Annotated in this window: 23 protein-coding genes and 2 pseudogenes; 10 read left to right on the top strand and 15 right to left on the bottom strand. The window is 70.8% G+C overall.

The features are described 5' to 3' along the window. Nucleotides 1-65: 65 nt before the first annotated feature. A complete protein-coding gene (locus tag D9V36_RS38810) occupies nucleotides 66-734 on the bottom strand; it encodes a LysE family translocator (protein ID WP_129297886.1) in 669 nt (222 codons plus the stop codon). 71 nt (nucleotides 735-805) lie between these two features. On the opposite strand from D9V36_RS38810, the gene D9V36_RS38805 reads away from it, so the two are divergent. Beyond that, entirely contained in the window at nucleotides 806-1747 is a 942-nt protein-coding gene (locus D9V36_RS38805; RefSeq protein WP_129297885.1) for a LysR family transcriptional regulator, read from the top strand. 270 nt (nucleotides 1748-2017) lie between these two features. Here the strand turns inward: D9V36_RS38805 and D9V36_RS38800 are convergent, their stop codons facing one another. Then, complete coding sequence (locus tag D9V36_RS38800; RefSeq protein WP_129297884.1) at nucleotides 2018-3244, bottom strand: 8-amino-7-oxononanoate synthase; 1227 nt, start codon at nucleotides 3242-3244, stop codon at nucleotides 2018-2020. 156 nt (nucleotides 3245-3400) lie between these two features. Here D9V36_RS38800 and bioB point away from each other — a divergent pair, with 156 nt between their 5' ends. From bioB to D9V36_RS38780, 4 genes are all read left to right on the top strand, one after another. Continuing rightward, complete coding sequence (gene bioB, locus D9V36_RS38795; protein ID WP_129297883.1) at nucleotides 3401-4582, top strand: biotin synthase BioB; 1182 nt, start codon at nucleotides 3401-3403, stop codon at nucleotides 4580-4582. Continuing rightward, nucleotides 4575-5879, top strand: a complete 1305-nt coding sequence (locus D9V36_RS38790; protein ID WP_129297882.1) for an adenosylmethionine--8-amino-7-oxononanoate transaminase — start codon at nucleotides 4575-4577, stop codon at nucleotides 5877-5879. The genes bioB and D9V36_RS38790 overlap by 8 nt, the downstream gene beginning before the upstream one ends. Before the next feature lie 145 nt (nucleotides 5880-6024). After that, nucleotides 6025-6726 carry a dethiobiotin synthase gene (gene bioD / locus D9V36_RS38785; protein WP_129297881.1) on the top strand — a complete coding sequence of 234 codons (702 nt, stop codon included), beginning with the start codon at nucleotides 6025-6027 and terminating at the stop codon, nucleotides 6724-6726. Nucleotides 6727-6908: 182 nt separating this feature from the next. Beyond that, nucleotides 6909-7625 carry a class I SAM-dependent methyltransferase gene (locus D9V36_RS38780; protein ID WP_129297880.1) on the top strand — a complete coding sequence of 239 codons (717 nt, stop codon included), beginning with the start codon at nucleotides 6909-6911 and terminating at the stop codon, nucleotides 7623-7625. A gap of 187 nt (nucleotides 7626-7812) precedes the next feature. On the opposite strand, the gene D9V36_RS38775 is transcribed toward D9V36_RS38780, so the two are convergent. The 6 genes from D9V36_RS38775 to D9V36_RS38750 form a co-directional block, all read right to left on the bottom strand. After that, complete coding sequence (locus tag D9V36_RS38775; RefSeq protein ID WP_129297879.1) at nucleotides 7813-8184, bottom strand: fic family toxin-antitoxin system, toxin component; 372 nt, start codon at nucleotides 8182-8184, stop codon at nucleotides 7813-7815. Further along, the gene (locus tag D9V36_RS38770; RefSeq protein ID WP_129297878.1) at nucleotides 8181-8453 is read right to left on the bottom strand and encodes a toxin-antitoxin system HicB family antitoxin; all 273 of its coding nucleotides are present in this window, start codon (nucleotides 8451-8453) and stop codon (nucleotides 8181-8183) included. Before D9V36_RS38770 ends, D9V36_RS38775 begins: the two co-directional genes overlap by 4 nt. A gap of 299 nt (nucleotides 8454-8752) precedes the next feature. Next, nucleotides 8753-9349 carry a CAP domain-containing protein gene (locus D9V36_RS38765; RefSeq protein WP_129297877.1) on the bottom strand — a complete coding sequence of 199 codons (597 nt, stop codon included), beginning with the start codon at nucleotides 9347-9349 and terminating at the stop codon, nucleotides 8753-8755. A gap of 468 nt (nucleotides 9350-9817) precedes the next feature. Beyond that, nucleotides 9818-10291 (bottom strand): nuclear transport factor 2 family protein, encoded by a 474-nt coding sequence (locus D9V36_RS38760; RefSeq protein ID WP_129297876.1) that lies wholly within the window; start codon nucleotides 10289-10291, stop codon nucleotides 9818-9820. Between the two features lie 26 nt (nucleotides 10292-10317). Continuing rightward, complete coding sequence (locus D9V36_RS38755) at nucleotides 10318-11052, bottom strand: SDR family oxidoreductase (protein ID WP_129297875.1); 735 nt, start codon at nucleotides 11050-11052, stop codon at nucleotides 10318-10320. Between the two features lie 151 nt (nucleotides 11053-11203). After that, nucleotides 11204-11659: a DUF6194 family protein gene (locus tag D9V36_RS38750; RefSeq protein ID WP_129298995.1), complete on the bottom strand. Its 456-nt coding sequence runs from the start codon at nucleotides 11657-11659 to the stop codon at nucleotides 11204-11206. A gap of 47 nt (nucleotides 11660-11706) precedes the next feature. Between D9V36_RS38750 and D9V36_RS38745 the strand changes: the two genes are divergently transcribed. Next, nucleotides 11707-12444 carry a MerR family transcriptional regulator gene (locus D9V36_RS38745; RefSeq protein WP_129297874.1) on the top strand — a complete coding sequence of 246 codons (738 nt, stop codon included), beginning with the start codon at nucleotides 11707-11709 and terminating at the stop codon, nucleotides 12442-12444. 487 nt (nucleotides 12445-12931) lie between these two features. After that, entirely contained in the window at nucleotides 12932-13663 is a 732-nt protein-coding gene (locus tag D9V36_RS38740; RefSeq protein WP_164993114.1) for a DUF4232 domain-containing protein, read from the top strand. A 102-nt stretch (nucleotides 13664-13765) separates the two neighbouring features. Here the strand turns inward: D9V36_RS38740 and D9V36_RS38735 are convergent, their stop codons facing one another. The 6 genes and pseudogenes from D9V36_RS38735 to D9V36_RS42915 form a co-directional block, all read right to left on the bottom strand. Then, nucleotides 13766-15139, bottom strand: coding sequence for a helix-turn-helix domain-containing protein (locus D9V36_RS38735; RefSeq protein WP_206739786.1), 1374 nt, complete (start codon nucleotides 15137-15139; stop codon nucleotides 13766-13768). A 196-nt stretch (nucleotides 15140-15335) separates the two neighbouring features. Beyond that, a complete protein-coding gene (locus D9V36_RS41575; protein WP_206739785.1) occupies nucleotides 15336-15656 on the bottom strand; it encodes an Lrp/AsnC family transcriptional regulator in 321 nt (106 codons plus the stop codon). A gap of 397 nt (nucleotides 15657-16053) precedes the next feature. Continuing rightward, nucleotides 16054-16425, bottom strand: a complete 372-nt coding sequence (locus D9V36_RS38720) for a DUF4440 domain-containing protein (RefSeq protein WP_129297871.1) — start codon at nucleotides 16423-16425, stop codon at nucleotides 16054-16056. 109 nt (nucleotides 16426-16534) lie between these two features. Continuing rightward, a pseudogene (locus D9V36_RS38715) lies at nucleotides 16535-16967 on the bottom strand (transposase); the annotation flags it as partial. 88 nt (nucleotides 16968-17055) lie between these two features. Next, the gene (locus D9V36_RS42415; RefSeq protein ID WP_241721214.1) at nucleotides 17056-17541 is read right to left on the bottom strand and encodes an alpha/beta hydrolase fold domain-containing protein; all 486 of its coding nucleotides are present in this window, start codon (nucleotides 17539-17541) and stop codon (nucleotides 17056-17058) included. A gap of 6 nt (nucleotides 17542-17547) precedes the next feature. Further along, nucleotides 17548-17778, bottom strand: a pseudogene (locus D9V36_RS42915) (hypothetical protein); the annotation flags it as partial. Nucleotides 17779-18284: 506 nt separating this feature from the next. Here D9V36_RS42915 and D9V36_RS38705 point away from each other — a divergent pair. After that, nucleotides 18285-19913: an ISAzo13 family transposase gene (locus D9V36_RS38705; protein WP_129296065.1), complete on the top strand. Its 1629-nt coding sequence runs from the start codon at nucleotides 18285-18287 to the stop codon at nucleotides 19911-19913. 86 nt (nucleotides 19914-19999) lie between these two features. Then, nucleotides 20000-20710 (top strand): maltokinase N-terminal cap-like domain-containing protein, encoded by a 711-nt coding sequence (locus D9V36_RS38700; protein ID WP_129297870.1) that lies wholly within the window; start codon nucleotides 20000-20002, stop codon nucleotides 20708-20710. Here the strand turns inward: D9V36_RS38700 and D9V36_RS38695 are convergent. Continuing rightward, nucleotides 20707-21705, bottom strand: a complete 999-nt coding sequence (locus tag D9V36_RS38695) for an SDR family NAD(P)-dependent oxidoreductase (protein ID WP_241721213.1) — start codon at nucleotides 21703-21705, stop codon at nucleotides 20707-20709. The two genes, D9V36_RS38700 and D9V36_RS38695, sit on opposite strands and share 4 nt — an antisense overlap. 346 nt (nucleotides 21706-22051) lie before the next feature. On the opposite strand from D9V36_RS38695, the gene D9V36_RS38690 reads away from it, so the two are divergent. After that, nucleotides 22052-22477, top strand: coding sequence for a GNAT family N-acetyltransferase (locus D9V36_RS38690; RefSeq protein WP_129297868.1), 426 nt, complete (start codon nucleotides 22052-22054; stop codon nucleotides 22475-22477). Nucleotides 22478-22608 lie beyond the last annotated feature (131 nt).

The raw sequence follows: 22608 nt of genomic DNA, 5'->3' as shown, positions 1-22608 counted from the left end.
CATTCATCTCACGATCGGTCAATCGGCGCTCGGTTTGGCCGATTTGGCTGATCTCGCCGTCGCCCTCAGGACAGCGCCAGCTCGACGAGCAGGATGCCTCCCAGCACCGTGAGCAGCGCTCCGGTGGTGGCTTCCAGTGCGCGGGCCACCGTGGGGCGGCGCAGCCAGACGCCCAGCCGGTCGACCAGCAGGGCGACGGCGGGGAACCACACCAGCGCCATGGCGACCACCATCGTGGCGAGCAGCAGCGTACGGGGCAGCGCGGGCGCCCCCGCCGGAACGAACTGCGGCAGCAGGCTGAGGAAGAGGACGGGCGCCTTGGGGTTGAGCGCATTGGTCAAGAAGCCCTGGCGCAGGCTCTGCGCAGTGCCCGGGCGGGCGGCATACGGGCGGCCCTCGGCCGGTGTGCCCGCCCCCGTGCGGGCCGTGCCGTCCGTGGTGGCCGCCGGGCGCCGGACGGCCGCGATCAGGGCGCGGGCACCGAGGTACAACAGGTAGCCGCCGCCCAGGAGTTGGACCGCGCCGAAGAGCGCGGGCACGGCGACCAGCACCGCCGCGAGCCCGGCCACCGCCAGGGCCGTGTGCACCAGCAGCCCGCCCGCGACTCCGACGGCGGCCGCCACCCCCGCCCGGCGGGAGTCGAGCGCATTGCGCACCACGACCGCGAAATCCGCGCCCGGCATGGCGACCATGCCCGCGGCGACTCCGGTGAAGGCGATCAGCTGTCCGTCCATAAGAGCAGCTTCGCCGGTCAGAGGCTTTAATGGGTATGGGCAATGTTCTTGGTGAGCCTGAAGAGATTCTTATGTACGACCCCACCCGGCTGGCCGCCCTGGTAGCGGTGGCGGAGGCCGGTTCGATCACCCGGGCCGCCGCCCGGCTCGGCTACACCGCTCCGGCGCTCTCCCAGCAGCTCGCCAAGCTGGAGCGGGAGGCCGGGGCGGCCCTGCTGGTGCGCCACCACCGCGGTGCCCGGCTGACGGCGGCCGGTGAGCTGCTGCTCGTACGGGCCCGGCGGGTCCTCGACGAACTGGATCAGGCGCGGCACGAGCTGTCCCGGCTGGCGGGGTTGTCCGGCGGGCGGCTGCGGGTCGGTACGTTCATGACCGCCGGTACGCATCTGCTGCCACCCGCGCTCAGCGCGTTCCGGCGGGCCCACCCCGATGTGGAGCTGAGCGTGACGGAGTACATCCCGCCGCAGGCGAGCACTGCGGTGGCGCGGGGTGAGGTCGATCTGGCCCTGACGCACGAGTATGTGCCCGGCGAGGCGATGCCGGCGCCGGAGGGAGTCCGTCTGGAGCCGCTGCTGACCGAGGAGCTGGTACTGGTCACCGCGCCCGGTCATGCCCTGTCCGCGGGCTCCGGACGCCTGCCGCTCGCCGAGCTGGCCGGTCAGCCGCTGGTCAGCATGGCACCGGCCAACCCCAACCGGCGCGAGGTGGAGGCCACGCTGGCGGCCGCCGGGGCGAGTGTGGCGGTGCGCTGTGAGTCGCCGAGCTATGCGGTGGTGTGCGCGCTGGTGAGCGCCGGGCTCGGGGTGGCGGTGGTCCCGGAGATGGTGGCGGAGGGGTCGATGACACCGCTGGGCGTCCGCCGGGTGGACCCACCGGAGCTGCACCGCCGGATCTCGGTGGCCTACCGCCCCGGAGGCACCCCCGCCGCGGACACCCTGCGGGCCCTGCTACGCGGGGCCTTCCTCCGCCATTCGCCCGGGGCGTCGGATACACGGTTGCCTCGATCAGGGTGATCTTCTGGTGGCGCCGGCAGACCCTGGTGGCACCGGCAGGCCCTGGTGGCACCGGCAGGCCCTGGTGGCACCGGCAGGCCGACGACAGCCGTTGCATGCCGCCGGGACGCCAGGACAAGGTCATTACGAGCACCGCCTGTTGCCGGGGCGTCGACCGTTGCCCCGGCGTCGTCCGGCGGCCTCGAACGTTTCCGGCGAACGGTCTCCGACCACCGCTGCCGGGCCGTGTACGACCTCACCACCTGGTGCTGACTCCGCTCGCCGACGGCTTCAGGCCGTCGGCGCGGTGGCCACGATCGTGTCGACCGCCGTGTCGAGCTGATTGTCCGTCAGGTCAGCGCGGGCGGTGAGCCGGAGCCGGGAGATGCCGTCGGGGACGGACGGCGGGCGGAAGCAGCCGACCGCGAGTCCGGCCGTGCGGCAGTCGGCCGCCCAGCGGAGCGCCGCTTCCGGTGACGGGGCGCGGACGGAGATCACTGCCGCGTCGGGACGTACCGCCGTCAGGCCCGCCGCGGTGAGCCGGTCGTACAGCCCCTGGGCGACCGCGACGGCCCGGGTGGCGCGCCGGGGTTCGCGGCGCAGCAGCCGGAGCGCGGCGAGGGCGCCGCCGACCGCCGCCGGGGCGAGACCGGTGTCGAAGATGAACGACCGGGCGGTGTTGACCAGATGCTCGATGACCCGGGCCGGGCCGAGCACCACACCGCCCTGGGAACCGAGCGACTTGGAGAGCGTCACGGTGGTCACCACGTCCCCGTCGCCGGCGAGACCGGCCGCCCACGGCGCACCGCGGCCCCCTTCGCCCAGCACCCCCAGTCCGTGTGCGTCGTCGACGAGCAGTCCGGCGCCCCGTGTCCGGCAGGCCTCGGCGAGCGCGGGGAGCGGCGCGGCGTCCCCGTCGACCGAGAACACCGAGTCGGTCACCACGAGTGCCCGGCCGTCGTGGCCGGTCAGCGCGGCGCGTACGGCCTGCGGATCGGTGTGCGGGGCCACTTGGGTACGGGCCCGGGAGAGCCGGCAGCCGTCGATGAGCGAGGCGTGGTTGCCGGCGTCGGAGACGATCAGGGTGCCGGGGGCGGTGAGCGCGGTGACCGCGGCGAGATTTGCGGCATAGCCGGAGGACAGCACCAAAGCGGCCTCGAAGCCGCAGAACGCCGCGAGTTCGGTCTCCAGCCGGGCGTGCAGCTCGGTGCTGCCGGTGACCAGCCGGGAGCCGGTCGCGCCGGCGCCCCAGCGGTGCGCGGCCTCGGCGGCGCCGCGGGTGACCTCGGAGTGCCGGGCGAGTCCGAGGTAGTCGTTGCCGGCCAGATCGAGCAGCGGGGAGTCGGCCGGGCGGGGGCGCAGGGTGCGCACCAGCCCGGCATGACGGCGCTGCGCACTGGCTACATCCAGCCAGTCGAAGGCCGCCTCGTACGCCGGGCGGGCCGGCTCGGCACACGGCTCGGCGGGCCTCGCCGGGGAGGTGTCGCACAGCAGCGGCGGGGCGGAGTCCTGCGGCATCGGCGTCCTTCGTCTGTCGGCCTCGATTGTGGGCTGTCGATAGACGTTAGCGGTCGTTCCGCAGGCCCACGGTGTGGCGATACACACACCTCGATCGCGGCACCTTGTGGGAATCCTCCTTGGCCGGGGGCGGTGGCGTAGGCGAGGATCAAGGCCATGGACCTGCTGAGCACACTGGTGGACAAGGGACTGCGGCGCGAGTTGCCGACCCGCGAAGAGGCACTGGCCGTATTGGCCACCTCCGATGACGAACTGCTCGATGTCGTGGCCGCGGCCGGAAAGGTGCGCCGCCAGTGGTTCGGGCGGCGGGTCAAACTCAACTATCTCGTCAACCTCAAGTCGGGCCTGTGCCCCGAGGACTGCTCGTACTGTTCGCAGCGGCTGGGGTCGAAGGCGGAGATCCTCAAGTACACCTGGCTCAAGCCCGACGACGCCTCCAAGGCGGCCGCGGCCGGGGTGGCCGGCGGCGCCAAGCGGGTCTGCCTGGTGGCCAGTGGCCGCGGTCCGACGGACAAGGACGTGGACCGCGTCTCGGAGACGATCTCCGCCATCAAGGAGCAGAACGAGGGCGTGGAGGTGTGCGCCTGCCTCGGTCTGCTCTCCGACGGCCAGGCGGGGCGGCTGCGCGCGGCGGGCGCCGATGCGTACAACCACAACCTCAACACCTCGGAAGCCACTTACGGCGACATCTGCACCACCCACGACTTCTCGGACCGGGTGTCCACCGTCCAGCAGGCCCAGGCGGCCGGCATGTCCGCCTGCTCCGGGCTGATCGCCGGTATGGGCGAGAGCGACGCCGACCTCGTCGATGTGGTCTTCGCGCTGCGCGAGCTGGACCCGGACTCCGTCCCGGTGAACTTCCTGATCCCCTTCGAGGGCACCCCGCTCGCCAAGGAGTGGAACCTCACCCCGCAGCGGGCGCTGCGCATCCTGGCGATGGTGCGGTTCGTCTGCCCGGACATCGAGGTACGGCTGGCCGGCGGCCGTGAGGTGCATCTGCGCAGCATGCAGCCGCTCGCGCTGCACCTGGTCAACTCCATCTTCCTGGGCGACTACCTGACCAGCGAGGGCCAGGCCGGCAAGGACGACCTCGCAATGATCGAGGACGCCGGCTTCGAGGTCGAGGACTCGGACACCACGACGCTGCCCGAGCACCGCAGGCCGTGCGGCGGCCACGCGGTCACCGAGGCCGCCGCCGGGGACACCGGTGCCCCGGCGGCCGCCGAGGACGCCGGTGCCCCGGCCGCCACCGTCCCGGCACCGTCCGACGAGGCCCGCCGCGACCTGGTCTCGGTCCGCCGCCGCGGCGCCGGTACCGACCTTCCGCCCAATGCCTGAACCACTCACCCCCGGCGCTCTGCTCGCGCTCGACCGGCAGCATGTGTGGCACCCGTACGGGCCGATGCCCGGCAAGGCCGCACCGCTGCTGGTGGAGTCGGCCTCCGGCGTCCGGCTCCGGCTGGCCGAACCGGTCGAGGGCCGGGACGAGTTGGTGGACGGGATGTCCTCCTGGTGGTCGGCGGTGCACGGCTACAACCACCCGGTGCTCAACGACGCCGCGCACGGCCAGCTGGAGCGGATGAGCCATGTGATGTTCGGCGGGCTCACCCATGAGCCCGCCGTGCGGCTGGCGAAGCGGCTGGTCGACCTCACGCCGGAGCCGCTGCAGCACGTCTTTCTCGCCGACTCCGGTTCGGTGTCGGTCGAGGTCGCCGTCAAGATGTGCCTGCAGTACTGGCGCTCGCTCGGCAAACCGCGCAAACAGCGGCTGCTGACCTGGCGGGGCGGCTATCACGGCGACACCTGGCAGCCGATGTCGGTCTGCGATCCGGACGGCGGTATGCATGAGCTGTGGCAGGGGGTGCTGCCGCGGCAGATCTTCGCGGACGCGCCGCCGCCCGGCTTCGACGCCGCACCCGACGAGGCGTACGCGGCGCAGCTGCGAGAGCTGATCGGCCGGCACGCCGAGGAGCTGGCAGCGGTGATCGTGGAGCCAGTGGTGCAGGGAGCGGGCGGGATGTCGTTCCACTCCCCCGGGTATCTGCGGGTGCTGCGGGAGGCCTGCGACGCACACGACGTGCTGCTGGTCTTCGACGAGATCGCCACCGGCTTCGGCCGTACGGGCGCCCTCTTCGCCGCCGACCACGCGGGGGTCGCACCCGATGTGATGTGTCTCGGCAAGGCGCTGACCGGCGGTTATCTGACCCTGGCGGCGACACTGTGCACCACGGCCGTCGCCGACGGCATCTCCCGAGGCGCACTGCCGGTGCTGGCGCACGGCCCCACGTTCATGGGCAATCCGCTCGCCGCCGCCGTCGCCGACGCCTCGATCTCCGTGCTGCTGTCCCAGGACTGGGGGCAGGAGGTCAAGCGGATCGAGGCCGGGCTGCGGGACGGTCTGGCACCGGCCGCGGGCATCGCCGGGGTGCGCGAGGTACGGGTACTCGGCGCGATCGGTGTGGTCCAGCTCGATCATGAGGTGGACATGGCGGCCGCGAGCCGGGCGGCGGTCCGGGAGGGCGTGTGGCTGCGCCCGTTCCGGGATCTGATCTACACCATGCCGCCGTACATCACCGGCGACGAGGATGTGGCGCGCATCTGCGCGGCGGTGTGCGCGGCGGCCCGCGAGGGCTGAGCACACCGCACCGGCTGCGGTGGCCGGCCGGGTTCGCCCGGCCGGCCGTACGCAAGCCGGTCGCATACGACACATACGAGCCGGCCACCAGGAATTATTCGCACCATCCCCGCGCGGGACCCCCGCGCAGAGTCGGAGGAAGACCATGTCGGTGCTGTTCGTGACGGGCACGGGCACGGAGATCGGCAAAACCGTGACCACGGCCGCGATCGCCGCGGCGGCGCTCGCCCGGGGTCGCTCGGTGGCCGTGCTCAAGCCGGCGCAGACCGGTGTCACGGCGCACGAGAGCGGCGATGCGGCGGAGGTCGAACGGCTGGCCGGCCCGGTCACCACCGCCGAACTCGCCCGTTTCCCCGACCCGTTGGCGCCCTCGACGGCCGCGCTGCGGGCCGGTCTGCCGCCGGTGCTCCCCCAGGACATCGCCGAGGCCGCCGCCAAACTGGACGCCTCGCACGATCTGGTCCTGGTCGAGGGCGCGGGCGGGCTGCTCGTCCGCTTCGACGCCGACGGGCATACGCTCGCCGACGCCGCGCGGCTGGTGGACGCCCCCGTCCTGGTCGTCGCCCAGGCGGGTCTGGGCACCCTCAACGCCACCGCACTGACCGCTCTGGCGCTCCGCTCGTACGGACTCGACTCCCCGGGCGTCGTCATCGGCAGCTGGCCGGCCGAGCCCGACCTGGCATCCCGCTGCAATCTGGCGGATCTCCCCGACGCCGCGGACGCACCGCTCCTCGGCCTGGTCCCGGAGGGGTCGGGCAGGCTCTCGCCGCGGGACTTCCGCGCCGCGGCCCCCGGCTGGCTGGCGCCGGTGCTCGGCGGATCGGGCACGTTCCGTATCCCCTCGTGACGACGGCGGGCATCCGGAGGGGTATCCAGCGGGGAATGCGGGCACTCTCTGAGCGCCCTTCCGCTCCGGCGGCGGCCCGTACAGACTTCCGGACTCCGACCGAGGCCGCTCCTTGCGGCTCCCGGTCCGCACAGTGGGGAGACTGACAGCGGGAGCGGGCATCGTCGGCGAAAGGGTCCGTCATGTGGCAGCGCAGGAGTGTTCCGCACGTTCCACGGGTTCCGGGAGCTCCTAGAGCTCCGAGAGTTCCGCAAGGCAGCGTCCATCACCCGGTGTTCGCCCGCTTCTACGCGAGCTGCTGCGGTCCGGCCGCGGACGCGCGGGCAGGGGTGGCCACGCTCCGGAAGGAGCTGCTGGCGGGCGCCACCGGCCGGGTCATCGAGGTCGGCGCGGGAAGCGGGCTGAACTTCGCGCACTATCCGGGCACGGTCTCGGAAGTGGTGGCGATCGAACCGGAGGCCACGCTCCGGGAGGTGGCCAGGTCGGCGGCGGCGCGGGCGGAGGTCCCGGTGGATCTGGTGCCCGGAGTGGCGGAGGCCCTGCCGGTCAAGAGCGAGGCATTCGATACGGCGGTGGCATCGCTGGTGCTGTGTTCCGTCCGTGAGGTGCAGCGCGCCCTTTCGGAGCTGCGGCGGGTACTGCGTCCGGGCGGTGAGCTGCGGTTCTTCGAGCACGGGCGGGCCGCGGGGCGCGGGCTGGCGGCCGTGCAGTGGTCGCTGGACCGGACATTCTGGCCCCTGCTGATGGGCGGTTGTCACACCGGCCGGGACCCGCTGGGCGAGATCCGGACGGCCGGGTTCGAGGTGCTGCGGGTGCGCCGGCTGAAGGTGCCGGAGCGCGGGCCGACACTGCCCACGTCGCCGGCGGTGCTGGGCACGGCGCGGCGGCCGAGCGACTGACGGGCCCGAGGCCGACGGCCGGCCTGGCGGTCCCCACGGCGGACGGTCGGCCGGCGGCCCCTACGTCGGAGGGTCGGCTGGCGGCCCCTACGTCGGAGGGTCGACTGGCGGCCCCTACTGCGGACGGTCGGCTGAGCAGCCCCCGGCGGTCTTCCGGCGGCCGTCGGCGGCCGTCGGCGGCCGTCGCTCACACCGTCCAGGTTCGCAGTTTGTCCGCGATGGTGCGGACGTCGGCCGTGCCCTCCTTGACGAGGCGGGCGAGGTCACGGACCTGCTCGGGAGAGATGGTGATCTTCAGCCCGCTGGCGACGAGATAGCCGTAGGCGACGGCGGTCGCGAACATGGCATTCGAGCGCTCCAGCGCCGGTACCTGGAGCAGGAGTTGCAGCAGGGAGGCGGCACGGTCCTGGGGTTCGGTGTAGACGGGCACACCGAATATCTCGGCTTCATGGCGGCTGACGGCGGCCACCAGGGCGCCCCAGTCGGTGACCTGGGGGTCTCCGGGCGTGTGCTGTTCGGCGATCAGAAGGAGCCAGGCGAGGTCGATGCGCAGCGTCACGTGGTGCCCGGCAGCCCTTCGTGGTGGGTGGTGGTCGCGGCGCCCTCGGCGCCGCCTGCTTCCAGGCCGAATTCCTCGGCGAAGACGCGCTCGTACTGCTTCATGAAGTCGGAGGCGGCCTCGACGAAGGTCTGGCCGACCTCACCGGCGTCCTTGAGGACAAGCTCCTCGATATAGCGGTTCATGCTCACTCCCCGCTGCAGGGCGCGCTCTCGCGCCGCTTCGGCGGTGGCCTCATCCACGCGGACGTTCAGCTGTGTCTTCGCCACCCCTCCAAGCTAGCGCGCATCCGCTAGCAGCGGCAAGCACCGGCCGGCCTGGGGGAAGCACCCGATGGTCCGGAGGCTGGTGGGGAGGGGAGAGAGGGGGAGCTGCTGGAGACCGAGACGGAGCGCGCGGGAGATCGACGGCGTACAGGAAGATCACCTCCGGGACGTCCGGACCGGGGCCGGAACCTCGGTCGGCACCTGGGCGAGCCGGCGCCTCGTGCACCCGTCGCGCACAAGGCGCCGCCCGCCGATGCCGTGCAGTGCGGTCATCAGACGGGCGGCGCCCCGCAGGCCGGCGTTTACTTGTAGCCGAAGTCCTGAGTCCAGTAGGCCCGGAGCTTGCCGCCCAGGGCGACACCTATCCCGGTGCCCTTGGAGTGGCAGCTGAGGATGTTCGCGCGGTGGCCGGGACTGTGCATCCAGGCGTCGAACGCACCCTGGGGAGTCCTCGGCCAGGCGTCGATGTTCTCCCCGGAGGCGTCGTCGTAACCCTGTGCCTCCATCCGCTCCTTGGGGCCCTTGCCATCGGGGCCGGTGTGCGCGTAAAAGCCGTGGGCGGCCATGTCCTGGCTGTGCAGCCGGGCCGCCTTGTCCATCCGCGGGTCGCGGTGCAGGGGCTCGCAACCGTGCTTCTTCCGGGCGTTGTTGACGAGTCGGTTGATCTCCGCCTCGTAGCGGTCGACCTTGCCGGTGCCCCGCTCGGTGGCGGACGGCGCGGACGCGGAAGCGGAAACGGATGCGGAAGCGGAAGGCCGGTCGCCCGGCGTGAGCGTGGCGGCACTCGGGTGCGAGGCCGGCGGGAAGGCCTCACTGGCCTTCGCGTCGTCCTGGGAGTGGAAAACGGCCAGAGATCCGGCAAGAACGCCGACCGTGGCCACGATTCCGAGCGGAATCATCCTGGCCCTGCGCCGGTGTGAACCGCGCGACTCACGCTTCGGCGAAGAGAATTTCACGTTCAACTAAACCTTCTCCATGGGGGGATACGGAAGGGAAGGAAACGGGCACCAGACAGCGCCCACCCTCCCCCGCAGGCTCGCCCGGTGAACCGAACTGCCTTTCCGCGAGCAGGGTTACCGTAACAAAGCAATTACCTCTCGCACCCCCGCGGCCAATGATGTGTGACCCCCTGCCCGGTCCGGGCGGAATGCGGGAACACGCCCGCTTCGAAAGATCTGACGCTCCCCGGGCCTCTCTCCCGAGAAATCCGCGCCACGAGAAACCACCTTCTCCACGCCAGGGAAAGGAAATTGCGGCCCAGCCACAGAAAACCTACGCCTGGGCGCAGCACGTGCCCCCACGCGAATATCAGGGTTCCCGCTCCAATATTCCGGAGGCCATTTCCCGGTGCGGCGCCGCCCGTTCCTCTACCCGAAGGCCTTCAGGGCGTCCTCACCATGAGTCCACCAGACACCGAGCCTCTGGCGCGTCAGGAGCCAGCCGTCCGGGCCCCGGCTGAACTCCCAGTCGTACGGGCCGCCCATCGCGTAGGGAGAGGAGGTCTTCCCGGCTTCGGTGACGGCGACGAACCACATGTAGCCGATGCCCGTCGCCCGGTCGCCGTCCACCTCGAAGTGCATGTTCAGAAGGTGATGCTGCATGCTCGGATACGGCGATTCCGCTGCTTCCACCGTCGCCCGGACCGCGTCCTTCCCGTGGATCTGCTCCCATGGCCCGAACTCCAGCACCGCGTCGTCGGCCCAGCAGGCGATCCAGGTCTGCCAGTCCTTGCGGTCGAGGGCCCGCCACCCTTGGATCATGAGGGCGCGCAGGGCTTCCTTGTCCTCCAGGTCCCGCAGTCTTCGTACCAGGCTGTCGTAGTCGGCGGCAGTGGGCGGCATGCCCGCTCCTTTCCCTTCGGGGTGAGTCACTGGGCGCTTGCGGCGGGACGGACGACGATCTCGTTCACGTCGACCTGCGGCGGCTGCGCAAGGGCGTAGGCGATGGCCTCCGCGATGGCCGATGCGGGCAGTGCCACCGCGCGGTAGGTCTTCATCGCCTCCCTGGCCGCGGGGTCGGAGATGCTGTCCGCGAGTTCGGACTCGGTCACGCCGGGAGAGACGAGGGTGACCCGGATGTCCCCTGCCGATTCCTGGCGCAGGCCTTCGGAAATCGCGCGCACGGCGAATTTGGTGGCGCAGTAGACGGCGGCGGTGGGCGAGACCTCGTACGCGCCGACGGAGGCGATGGTCACGAAGTGCCCGCCGCCCTGTGCGCGCATCGCGGGCAGGGCGGCGGCGATGCCGTGCAGGACGCCCCGCACATTCACGTCGATCATGCGGTCCCACTCATCGGTCTTGAGCGCTTCCAGCGGGGAGAGGGGCATCACCCCCGCGTTGTTCACGAGCGCGTCGATCCGGCCGTACCGCTGCAGCGCCGCATCGATGAACGCACGCATGTCTGCCGCGTCGGTGACATCCAGCTTGGCGAAGGCAGCGGTGCCGCCCTCCTTCGTGATCTCTTCAACCAGTCGCTCCAGCCGGCTGGTGCGGCGCGCGCCGAGGAAGACCCGGTGTCCGTCCGCCGCCAGTCGGCGTGCGGCCGCCTCCCCGATACCGCTGCTCGCACCGGTGATCGCGACAACCTTGGAGGTCGGTGGCATGTTGTTGGCTCCTTGTAGAGAACGTGGCGGTTGGCCCGCTCTCCGGAGTCTGGGCGGCGGTGGAAGGAGCAACCAGGACAGGCTGTTCCTGGGTACGGCACGCCCAGGAACACGGCCGGGGCCGGGTGCCGGTCGGTCCGCCTGAGGCGTCCTACGAACGTCGTCGCCCGAACCTCGCACGAGCCGCGTCGTGGGCATCACGCAGAAGCTGCAGCACCGTGTCCGTGGTCCGCTCCCCCGGGTTGACGACAGCGAGCCAGCCGAGTGCCCCGTACACCGGGTGCGGCATCACGCTGTCGGCGGCCGCGTAGTCGCGGGGCCGAGTGAGACTGCGTGGTTCCTCCCCGGTGAGCTCCCGGAACGTCGCCCGGTCGACGTGGATGTTCACGCGCCACCGGTCCGGAGCGTCAAGGGCGGAGGCGGCGTCGTCGGGGTGGTCCTTGACGACGATCGTCCCGTAGGGCTGGACGCTCTGCGGCATCCGGCCGTCGGGGGCGAAGTAGAAAAAGGCACTCCCCCACGTGAACTCGGGGAAGTCGCCGCCCGGCTCCGGGCTGACCACGAGCGCGCCGTCGAAGCCCCGTACGGCCGTGATGATCTGTTCCATACTCATGGTTCAAGGATCACCTTCAAGTGCTTATGTGGGGTTGACCGATGGGCGAGCCGGCGAGCGGTGTGCAACGGGGACCGCTGCGCACCGTCGACGTGGCCAGAGAGTCCGGGTACTCGGTGCAACAGGTGCGCGACCTGGAACGGCTGGGGGTCATTCCCGCGGCCGCTCGATCGAGCAACGGCTACCGCTCCTACACACCGCTTCATGTGCACGCCCTTCGGGCCTACCGGGGACTCGCGGGTGCCATGGGGCCGGTCGCGGCCCGGCAGATGCTCGCGCGGCGGCGAACGGAGACGATCGCGGAGGCGGCCTCGGCGATCAATGCGGTCCATGTCCGGCTCGCTCGGGAACGTGAGGAGGCGCTGCGCGCCCAACAGGCGTTGCGGACGATCCAGGCCGAAGCGGGGGCAACCGGGTTCGAGCACGAGAGCGACGCGATGACGATCACGGAGCTCGCCGAAGCTCTCCGGGTACGTCCCTCGACCCTGCGGTTCTGGGAGCAGGAAGGGCTTGTCACGCCCGAGCGGGTGACGTCACTGCGAGCCCGTCGCTACGGCCTGCCGGCCATCAGAGCAGCGCGCATCGTGACGGCTCTCCGCGGCGCCGGCTACGGCATTCCCGCCGTGCGCGAAGCCATGGATTCCCTGGGCCAACTCGACGGCCCGGGAGAAGTCCAACGCATCCTGCAGCAGCGTGTGGAGCAGATCGCCGCACGCACCGTGGCGCTCCTCCGAGCGGGCGCAGACTTGGCCGTCGTCGTCGAGTCGGCAGGGGGCTAGGACGTCGCCCGGGTCACACCCCTCTGGCGTCCTGCGTATCGCTGCCTGCTTCCCGCTGCCCGCTGCCCACATCCCGCATCCCGCATCCCATCACGGCGTTCCAGGGAGGGGGTGTTTCCGCAGGTCAGAGACGGTACGAGCGTTCCGGCGTCCCGTTTTCCGCTTCGGCCGTGGCGACCGGGACGGAGGGCGCCGCAAGCTGAGGTCAGCGGGCAACCACGGCCGCATGCCGCGCAGCTCATGCCGTATGCCTCATGCCTCATGCCTCATGCCTCATGCCGTCCGTATGCCGCATACCGCATACCGAAGGGAGACACCGTGCGGGCACGCTTCCGACTCCGCCGGTTCGGCGGCGCCGACATCACCGACGCGGTCGCTGTCGCCTTGCTCGTCACATCGGCCGCGATCGTCTTCCTCCTGCTCCTCGACCGCCTCTGACGTCACATATGCCGACCCCACGCAACCGAACAGAAAGCACCCACACACCATGCGCACCACCCGTCGCGCCACCCAGCTCGTCGCCTCCGCCGCCGTCCTGACGGCAAGCCTGGCGCTGACCGCCTGCCAGAACGGCACCACCAAGGACAACGGCGGCCAGGCCCCGACCTCGTCCTCCCGGCCTCTGACCGGCAGCCAGGAGGCTCAGTCCCCTTCGGGCGGCGACGGCAACGGCTCTGCCCGGGACGGTCACGTATCCAAGGCCGCCATGTCGTCGGGCGCCTCCGGCAGCGGGAACGCCGGCAAGAACGGCCCTGGTCGGGCCGCCGGGCAGGGCTCCGGCAGCCGGGCGACGACCGCCGCCTGCACCGGCGCGCACGTCAAGGTCACCGTGACCAAGGTCCCTCGCCCTGTCAACCACATGCTGCTGACCGCCACCAACACCGGCTCCGTGCCCTGCAACGCCTACGGCGCGCCCTACCTCCGCTGGGACGACGGCCAGGCCGCCACCACGTTCCTCGAAGCCTCCAAGCCACAGGCCGTGATCACACTCGCGCCGGGCGAGTCGGCGTACGCGGGGATCATGTACCAGTCCGCTGACGGCTCGGGCAGCGAGGGCCACACCGCCCGCACCCTGGGCGTCCTGTTCGGCAACCGGGCGGGCGATGGATCCACCGGCCCGTCCGCACGCCTCACGCTGCCCAACGGTGGTGTCCATACCGACAGTTCGGCATGGGTCACCTACTGGCAGTCCCGTTCCGAGGACGCGCTGACCTGGTGAACGAGCGCCGCTCAGCCGGTCGGAGGTGCCCGGCCCGGTAGCCGGTGACGGCCCGACGCCGGTAGTGGCCGGAGCGGGGTGGGGTGGGGCGGGCAGCCGGGCTCAGCCGTTCTCCTTCGGGGCGGGGATCCATTTGCTGCCGCCCAGTGGGTAGTCGTACTGCGGCCGGCCCTCCATCCCGCTGGTGTGGAACGGCTCCCCGTTGTCGTCGATGCGGAGCGTGCCGTGCCGGTTCCCGCTGGACCACTCCAGTTCCAGGTACCAGCGCACCGCGCGGACCCCGGCCCGCGCGGTGATCCTGAAGACCTCGGGGTCCCGCTCGCTCACCTTGTAGGGGAAGTCCCGCTGTCCGCCCTGCGGCGCGATGCTGGGCTGCGGTGCGTCCAGGGAGACTCCGAACGTCTTGGGCGTGATGCCTCCGCCGCAGCCCACGCCCATGCTGTAGGCATTCCAGGCGGGCGGCGGGTCACTCCTCACCACCCGCACCCGAAGTCCGTGCAACACCACGGTCTTCTCCCCCGTGCCCTGTACCGACACCTCCACCAGCTGGCTGTCCGCCGAGACCGCGCCCAGCGACGAAATCCAGCCCCTGACGTCCTGTTCTGAGGGCGGCGGACCCATCTTGCCGGGGGCTCGGTCGACCAGGTAGCGCTGGCTGCACGGGCTCTCCCAGCGGTACGGGCGGACATCCACGCTCACCGGGAGCCCGGCCCGGTCGTCCGCGTCCGGCACGTTCGCCTCTCCGCCGCCGGCCGTACGGGACGGGGAGAGCGAGTGGAACGGGGAAGGGGACGGGGACGGGCTCGTGCTCTCCGTCACGGGCGGTTGTGCGGACGCCGAGGGCAAGCGGCCGCCCTCGGCCCCCACCGCCCCCTTTCCGCTCTTGGCACTTGCGGTCCGCTCGGCTGCCGCCTGGCGGCCGTGGCCGTCCCCGTCGACGACCAGTCCGGCGGCAAGCGCGGCGGAGACGGCCACGGCGGCCACGGCGATTCCGGCCGTCAGCGCGATACGCCGCCCGCGGCCCCCGGGCACCACCTGTGTCACGGGCCGCCCCGCGGGGGTGATCTCAGCGACTCGGCCAGGGGCGGAGGCGGCCATGAGGTGAGCCGGTGGCGGTACGGGCGAAGCGTCGGAGTCGGCCCCGTGGCCGACCCCGGCCACCGTCTCCCCTTCCGCGGCAACAACCGCCGTGCCCCTGCCCGTTTGTCTACGGTCTCGCTCCCGGCGTCGCGCCTCGTCCGCCAGGATCCACCGCCGGTGCAGCTCCACCAGCTCGTCCGGCGTCGCCCGGCACAGCCGTGCCAGCCGCTCCAGCGGCGCGTACTCCGTCGGCACCGCATCACCGTTGCAGTAGCGATGCAGCGTCGACGTGCTCATGTGCAGCCGCTTGGCGAGCGCGCCGTAGCTGTTCCCGGAGCGGTCCTTCAACTCCTTGAGCAGCGCCGCGACCTCAGATTTTTTCTCGACCGCCCCCACCGTCACTCCCTCCCCGCCGGCGCACACCGCGCACGGCCCCTCCACCCAACACGGCCGCCCGAGCCGGACCGCCCCGCCCCACCTCGCACCGACAACGCCAATTCCTCTGCCGGTACCGCATCCTCGCTACCGGATTCTGCAGGGCACCGGCCCACTTTGCGCGCCGACACGGTCATCAGCACCAGTTCGGCCGAGCTCAAGGCCGGGCCGCCCAGTACCGCTTGAGCACCTCCAGTTGCAAGGAGCACTCCAGGGAGGTGACTTCCTCGCTGCCCTCGAAACCACCGGTGAGGAAGTCGGCAAGGTGCTCCTCGTCGCGGAAGACGCCTCCGTAGGTGAAGACCGAAGAGGCCGCCGTGAGGGCGAGGAATCGCGTCGCGGGGTGATCCGCCAGGGAGGCGGCGAGGCGCTGCACGGCGCCCGGGCGGCAGCCGATGCTCAGCACCACCTCGACCGCGTAGCCGATGTCCCGGGGATCCACCTCGACACGGGGACGCAACAGGCCTGATTCGAGCAAGGCGGCAACGGTACGGCGGGCGCGGGACTCGGTGATGTCGAGCGTGCGGCCAGGGTGGAGAAGGGCATCCGGGCGTCGTGGCGCAGCGCGGCGACGGTGTCACGTTCCAGGCCGCTCAACGGCTGGTCGCGTGGGGTGGCGGCAGACGGGACGGTGTTCTGCCCCGGTGAACGCCTCGCCCCGGTCACGGCGTACGGCTTCGGTCGGGCCAACGGGGTGTACTCCCATACGCGGTGGGCGTTCTGAGCAATCGGCTCATCGGAGCAACGAGCCCATCGGAGCAACCGGCCCACGAAATTCCGGGCTCACGGAGAGACGGGTGCCGACCGGCTGATGCCGGAGGAAGAGCCCTCTTGGCTTGATCCTTGTTCTCTGACCCCTTGAACCCGGCAGATGGCTAGGAATTGTCGGTCAGCGTGCCTTGATGGAAATACAGGCGCCACCCTGCCGCACTCCTGCGCCACAGTGAACTGCGCCGAGCTCGGCGGCCGTTGCGGTCGGAGGTGTAGGTGACGTGAACGATGCCGGGGGCCATCAGCGTCGCTGTCATGTCGCTGATGGCGATGCGATCCGGCGGGGTGTCCGGGTCGGGAGCGATGGCGGTCAGGATCGACACCCGGTCCCAGCGCCGCCCGGACGCCCCGAACTCGACGAACTCCGGGTCCAGGAGTTCGACTGCGAGGGCCTGCGACGCGCGAACGTCCGGTTCGAGGAGCCGCAGTTCACCTTCGACAGCAGCCCGTACGGACTGGTCCTCCTCGTCATTCATGGAGCGAGCCTAAGCTTGTTCTTTATCTACCAGGATCTACCGGGACTGCCGATGGCCTTGAGGGTTTGGGGGCGTTTGACGGTCTTGCCGTCGGTGGCGCGGGCGGGCGAACCCGCTCGGCCACGGCCCTCAGCTGGGCGGCGGTGATGGCGGTCGCGTCGTCCTCGGGCCCGAGCCGGACCACGTCCAAGATCGACGTCCACGAGGTGGTCCCGGGCTCCAGGACGGCGACGACGGAGTACGGCCAGCCCGGGATGATCTGGGAGGCGGACTTCGCCCGCCCGTAGACATGGCAGAAGAGCCGGTCCGGTGAGCACGGCGCGTCCGAGCGCAGCCACGGTGACACGTCGACCGCGAGCACCAGGCGCCCGCCCTCGAAGCGCGGCAGAGGCATGCCGGCCAAGCAGTGCCCGCAACCTGGCGACGTCGATCCGGCCGCGGTTGAGGGCTCCGTACAACGTGCCGTGACCACGACGGTGTCCGGGTACCAGCGTCAACTCCACCGGCGAGGTGACCGGACCATCGACACACAACGCCGCATTGGTTCGGGCGCCGCACGGGGCACCGGCAGGTAGCGGAAGCCCTGGCCTGACGCGTTCACCGGGCAAGTCGGGATCTTGATTTCGGCCGTCAGTTGGTGGCGAGAAGGCGCTCGATCCAGTTGTGGCGTGCCGCGACGGCGGCCTTGCTGATCCGAGCCTCGGGGGCTTTCCGGTCGAAGGAGTGGATTCCGCCGGGCCACACGTGCATCTCGGCTTTGCCGCCGGCCTGCCAGATCCGGTCGGCGTAGGCGAGGATTTCGTCGCGCAGGCACTCGGCGGAGCCGACGTCGAGGAACGCGGGCGGCAGGCCGGTCAGGTCGGTGGCGCGGGCGGGCGCGGCGTACTGCGGCACGTCAGCTCCGCCCTGGGCGTCGCCGAGCAGCAAGCTCCAGGCGAACTTGTTGCGGCTGCGGTCGAAGAGTTCGACGTCGTCCATCTGCAGGGCCGAGGCGCTGTCGTTGCGGTCGTCGAGCAGGGGGGCAGCCAGCAGTTGGCCGAGCAGGCGGGGACCGCCCTTGTCGCGCACGTACAGGGCGAGCGCGGCGCTGAGGCTGGCGCCGGCGCTGGAGCCCATAACGATGATGCGCTCCGGGTCGATGCCGAGCTCGTCCGCGTGGTCGGCGACCCACAGCAGGCCGCATCTGGTCGAGCCCGATGCGGTGATCGCTGCAGTAGAAGCCGCCGCCGTGGATGAAGTAGAGCGCCGGCCGCGATGCGGGCGCGCCGGAGGGCGTGCACACCAGCAGTGGGATCTCGGGGGCGCCGTCCAGGCCGGGCGCCGAAGGCTGCGAGACGACGAAGCGTCCGCCATGGCTGAGGTCCTCGAGCGCCGCCACTGCGGCATCGACCTCCGCGCGGATCACCGACAGCTTCTCGAGGCTCATCGGCGCGAAGTCCGGTTCCTCCGCCAGGTAGGCGTCATAGACGACCTGAACTTCGACATCGAGGGGAACGGGAACGGCGGGCACGGCCTGACCAGGTTCAAGATCCATACGCGGAAGGTAGCGCCCCTGTTCCCTTCGCGTCATTCGATTTCCATACCTCGCCGGTCGCGCAGCAGGTCAGCCCTGGTGTGAGTTGGGGTGTGAGGGTGGTTCTGAGCTTTCTTTTCTTCCAGTCTCGAACGGCATCCCGAACTTGAGCGACCCCGGAAGTGCCACTCGTGCAACCGGGATCACGCGAACTCCACGCCGGAGACCGTACGGCCCCGGGCGGGCTGGCGCGCCCCATCCCGCCTGGAGATCATTTACGGGACAGCCCTAAGGGCTTGCAGATCATCAAGGTGTTGCTTCCCGTCCCGTGGCTCGTTGGTGTGGTATGCGTATCCCGGACGAGATCCGTACCCAACTCGCTGTGAAGTTCGCGGTGTTGTTCCCGCATCTGGATGAGCGGCAGCGACGGCTACTGATGGCCGCGGAGGCCCGTGTCCTGGGACACGGTGGTGTTCGGGCCGTCGCGCGGTCGGCCTCGGTGAGTGAGACCACGGTCCGTAAGGGCGTGTTCGAGCTGGAGACCGGCGAGGAGCCTCTGGGGCGGGTGCGGCGGCCGGGCGGAGGCCGCAAGAGGGTCGCGGATCTCGATCCGGGGCTGCGGCCTGCACTGCTGGCGCTGGTCGAGCCGGACGAGCGTGGTGATCCGATGTCGCCACTGCGTTGGACGGTCAAGTCGACCCGCAACCTTGCGCGGGAGCTGGCCCGGGCCGGGCACAAAGTCAGTGCGGACACCGTCGCCGACCTGCTGCGGGAGGAAGGCTTCAGTCTGCAGGCCAACGCCAAGACCATCGAGGGAAGCCAACATCCGGACCGGGATGCCCAGTTCCGCTATCTCAACGAGCGGGCCCGCGATCACCGGGACGCGGGCCAGCCGGTGATCAGCGTGGACACCAAGAAGAAGGAGCTCGTCGGCGAGTTCAAGAACAACGGCCGCCAGTGGCGGCCTGCGGCTGATCCGGTGCCGGTGAACGTCCATGACTTCGCTGACCCGCAGCTGGGCAAGGCCGTCCCGTACGGGATCTACGATCTCGCGGCGGACACCGGCTGGGTCAACGTGGGCACCGATCACGACACCGCCGCGTTCGCAGTGGAATCGATCCGCCGCTGGTGGTCGGGCCAGGGCCGGGCCGCCTACCTGCAGGCGACACGACTGCTCATCACCGCCGACGCGGGCGGCTCGAATGGCTACCGCACCCGGGCCTGGAAGCTCGAACTCGCCCGGCTCGCTGCCGAAACAGGACTGACGATCACCGTTTGCCACCTGCCGCCGGGCACATCGAAGTGGAACAAGATCGAGCATCGGCTCTTCTCGCACATCACCATGAACTGGCGCGGCCGCCCGCTGATCAGCCACGAAGTGATCGTCCAGTCCATCGCCGCGACCACCACCCGCACCGGACTGCGCGTCATGGCCGAGCTGGACACCAACACCTACCCCACCGGAGTCCAGATCGGCGACGCGGAGATGGCGGCCCTGCCACTGACCCGACACGCCTTCCACGGCGACTGGAACTATGCCGTGCACCCCCATCTGTGCCCTGCCATCCCAGCACCCCGGACTCCGCAAAAGCCGGCCCCGGAGTGGGACCGTGCTCTGCTGTCCGACCCCGCCCTGACCGGCATGTCCCGGCAGCAACTGAGCGACCTCACCGACACTTTGGCCGTCGACGGCGACGTCAAGCGCGGACGCCCGCCCCGACTCGCCTTCCCCGACCAGGTCCTGGCGGCCGTCCTTCACCTGCGGGTCGCCCTGGCCGCGGAACCCCTCGCCGTGCTGTTCGACAGCAGCCGCACCGCCATGCACCGCACCCTGCTGAAGATCAGGACACTGCTCAAGGCGCACAGCATCGTCATCCCGCCGGCAGCCACCCCTCCCGCCGCCCTCACAACCCTCCAAGCTCGGGTTCAAGCCCTGAGTGGCGACCCCAGCAGCATGATCAAGACAACGTGTTAATGATCTGCAAGCCCTAAGGTGACCTCAGCGCGCTGCAGATGGAAGGCTGGGAAGGCTCACCTCCGCCTAACGGGAGAATGCTCGGCATGGCTGTCATCCACCACACCCGCCTCGTCCCGACCAAATTGGAACTCCTCGCCTCCTGGCTCCCCTCTCGTCCGTGGTACGACGACAGTGCGGGAGGGCCGGAGTTGGCCAACGCGGGTGGCTTCCGACTGGACGACCCGCAAGGCGAGGTCGGAATCGAGTTCATCGTGGTCACCAACGCCTCCGGCCCGCTCCCGGCCGCCTACCTCGTACCGCTCACCTATCGCGGTGCGCCGCTCGACGGGGCCGGGCACGCACTCGTCGGCACCATGGAGCACGGAGTGCTGGGGTCGCGCTGGGTGTACGACGGCTGCCACGATCCGGTGTTGCTCGGCCAATTGCCGGCTCTGATCGAGGGCCGAGCACCGGCACAGGACCAGAACACCACAGGCGTCCCGGCCCGGGACGTCATCTGCGCCTACGCCGGCGAAGGCCCCCTCCCCATGGACTTCGCCACGGCTGCCACCGACACCCGGGAGAGCACGGAACTGCCCACGCTGAACGGCATGCTCCTCCGACTGCACCGGGTGCTCCGGCCCGCGTCGGAGGACTCGTCCCTGTCCCTGCGGGGAGAGTCCCCGCAGGGAGAGTCCCTGCAGGGAGAGTCCCCGCAGGGAACGACCGGTCACATCGCCGGCTCCTGGCAGATGCCGGATGGCAGCCGCGCCGCGGGACTGTTCGCGACCTTGCACACCGGCCCTCGAAGCTAGGGCCTGTCGTCACCGTCCCGTCGTTCGCCCGTAGGGCGGGCCTCGCTGTGTCTGATGGCACCGGGATCGACGCCGGTCAGGGCACAGCTCGTGTCCCACAACCGCGCCGCGACGGAGGGGTCGGCAAGGTGGTTCCACACCGGTTCTCGTCGGGGGACGCCCCGCAGGCCGAAGACGCGGGGTCCCCACAACTGGCCCCCGCGCACGGCCGGGTCGAGCACCGCTCGGACCGCGGGCCACGCTCCGGCATGCTTGCCCTGGAGGACGAGGGCTGCAGGTGCCGCGCTCAACCCTGCGCCGGCGGTTCGCACATGGACCGGCGGCCGTGACGGGGTGAGGGAGTCCAGCGCGCCGCCGGGGTGAACCACCACGCTCGCCACCGTGCTGCCGGCAGCGCGCAGTCGGCGGTCGAGTTCGACGCCGAAGTACATCTGAGCCAGCTTGGAGCGTCCGTAGGTGCGCTTGGGCCGGTAGTCCTTCCGGGACTGCAGGTCGTCCAGGTCGAGCCGTTCGGACTTCGCCGCGAAGCTGCCCATGGTCACGACGCGGGCCGCCGGCGCGGCCGACAGCAGCGGCATCAGCCACCGGGTCAGCGCGAAGTGCCCCAGGTGGTTGGTGCCGAACATGAGCTCGTGACCGTCCCCCGTCTCCCTGCGAGGCGGGTCGTCAAGCGCAACGCCGGCATTGTGGACCACCGCGTCGAGGCATTCCACCCCCAGCGACTCCACCGCCGATGGCAGCGACGAGAGGTCGGCGAGGTCCAGCCGAACGGCTCGCACCCGCGCACCGGCAACACGTGCATGTATCGAGGCCATGGCGACCTCGGCCTTCGCGGGATTCCGGCTGCCGAGCACGACGGTCGCTCCGGTTGCCGACAACTGCTCCGCGACGAAGTATCCGATGCCGGCGTTGCCGCCGGTCACCAGGAAGACGCGGCCATCGGCACGCGGCAGTCGTTGGACATTCCAGGGCGGGGTGGAGGATGCGGAAGACACGGCGACGGGAACTCCCTTGCTGGTGACGACGGCTGCCGCTGCATGACGGCTGCCGCTGCATGCGGGCAACTCGACACCCACAGTTCCAGCGGCTACCGACATCTCGCCTATCGATCACCGACAGCCCCGCCGGACGGCCGATATCCGGACGCGGGCCCTGGCCCCGGGTGTGCGGCCTGCCGGGCGTCGGTCAGGCAGGCCGCCTCCCGCACCGGCACCGCTGCCCGGCCTCTTCGGCAAGAACAACCGCTCAACGGCCGGTCTCCGGCCGCCCCTTCCGCCTCCGTCGATGCGCCGACGGTGAAACCGTTCGCCTGACAGGCCGACGCTCTGCTTGGCTCGTCTCATGAACGATCTACAGATCCGCTGCGCCACCCTCTCGGACGTCGACACCGTGTTGCAGTTCTGGCGGGATGCCGCGGAAGGAACGAGCATCAGCGACGACCGCGACGGAGTGGCGCGGCTCGTCACCCGGGATCCCGAAGCGCTGCTCCTGGCGGAGCGCGACGGCATCCTCGCGGGGACCGTGATAGCCGGCTTCGACGGATGGCGCTGCCACCTCTATCGGCTGGCCGTGCACCCCGGGCACCGCAGGCAGGGCATCGGCGGTGCGCTGCTGGCCGCCGCCGAGGAGCGGTTTCGTGCGCTGGGCGGGCGGCGCGGCGATGCGATGGTGCTGGACCGCAATGAAACGGCGCAGCATGCGTGGCGCGCGGCGGATTACGCGCCCGAGCCCCAGTGGAGCCGCTGGGTCAAGCATCTCGAGGGCTGAGCGGCCCCGGCACACCGATTCATCGATACACCGACACACCAACACACTGATACGTCGATACGCCGTCGCGCCGGGCACCCGGCACCGGCACCCCGGCACCCCGGCACCCGAAGAGCCCGCCCCACCCCCGG

Origin of the sequence: Streptomyces lydicus (genome assembly GCF_004125265.1) — a bacterium.
Taxonomy (GTDB): domain Bacteria; phylum Actinomycetota; class Actinomycetes; order Streptomycetales; family Streptomycetaceae; genus Streptomyces; species Streptomyces lydicus_C.
This window is presented reverse-complemented; position numbering and strand designations above follow the sequence as displayed.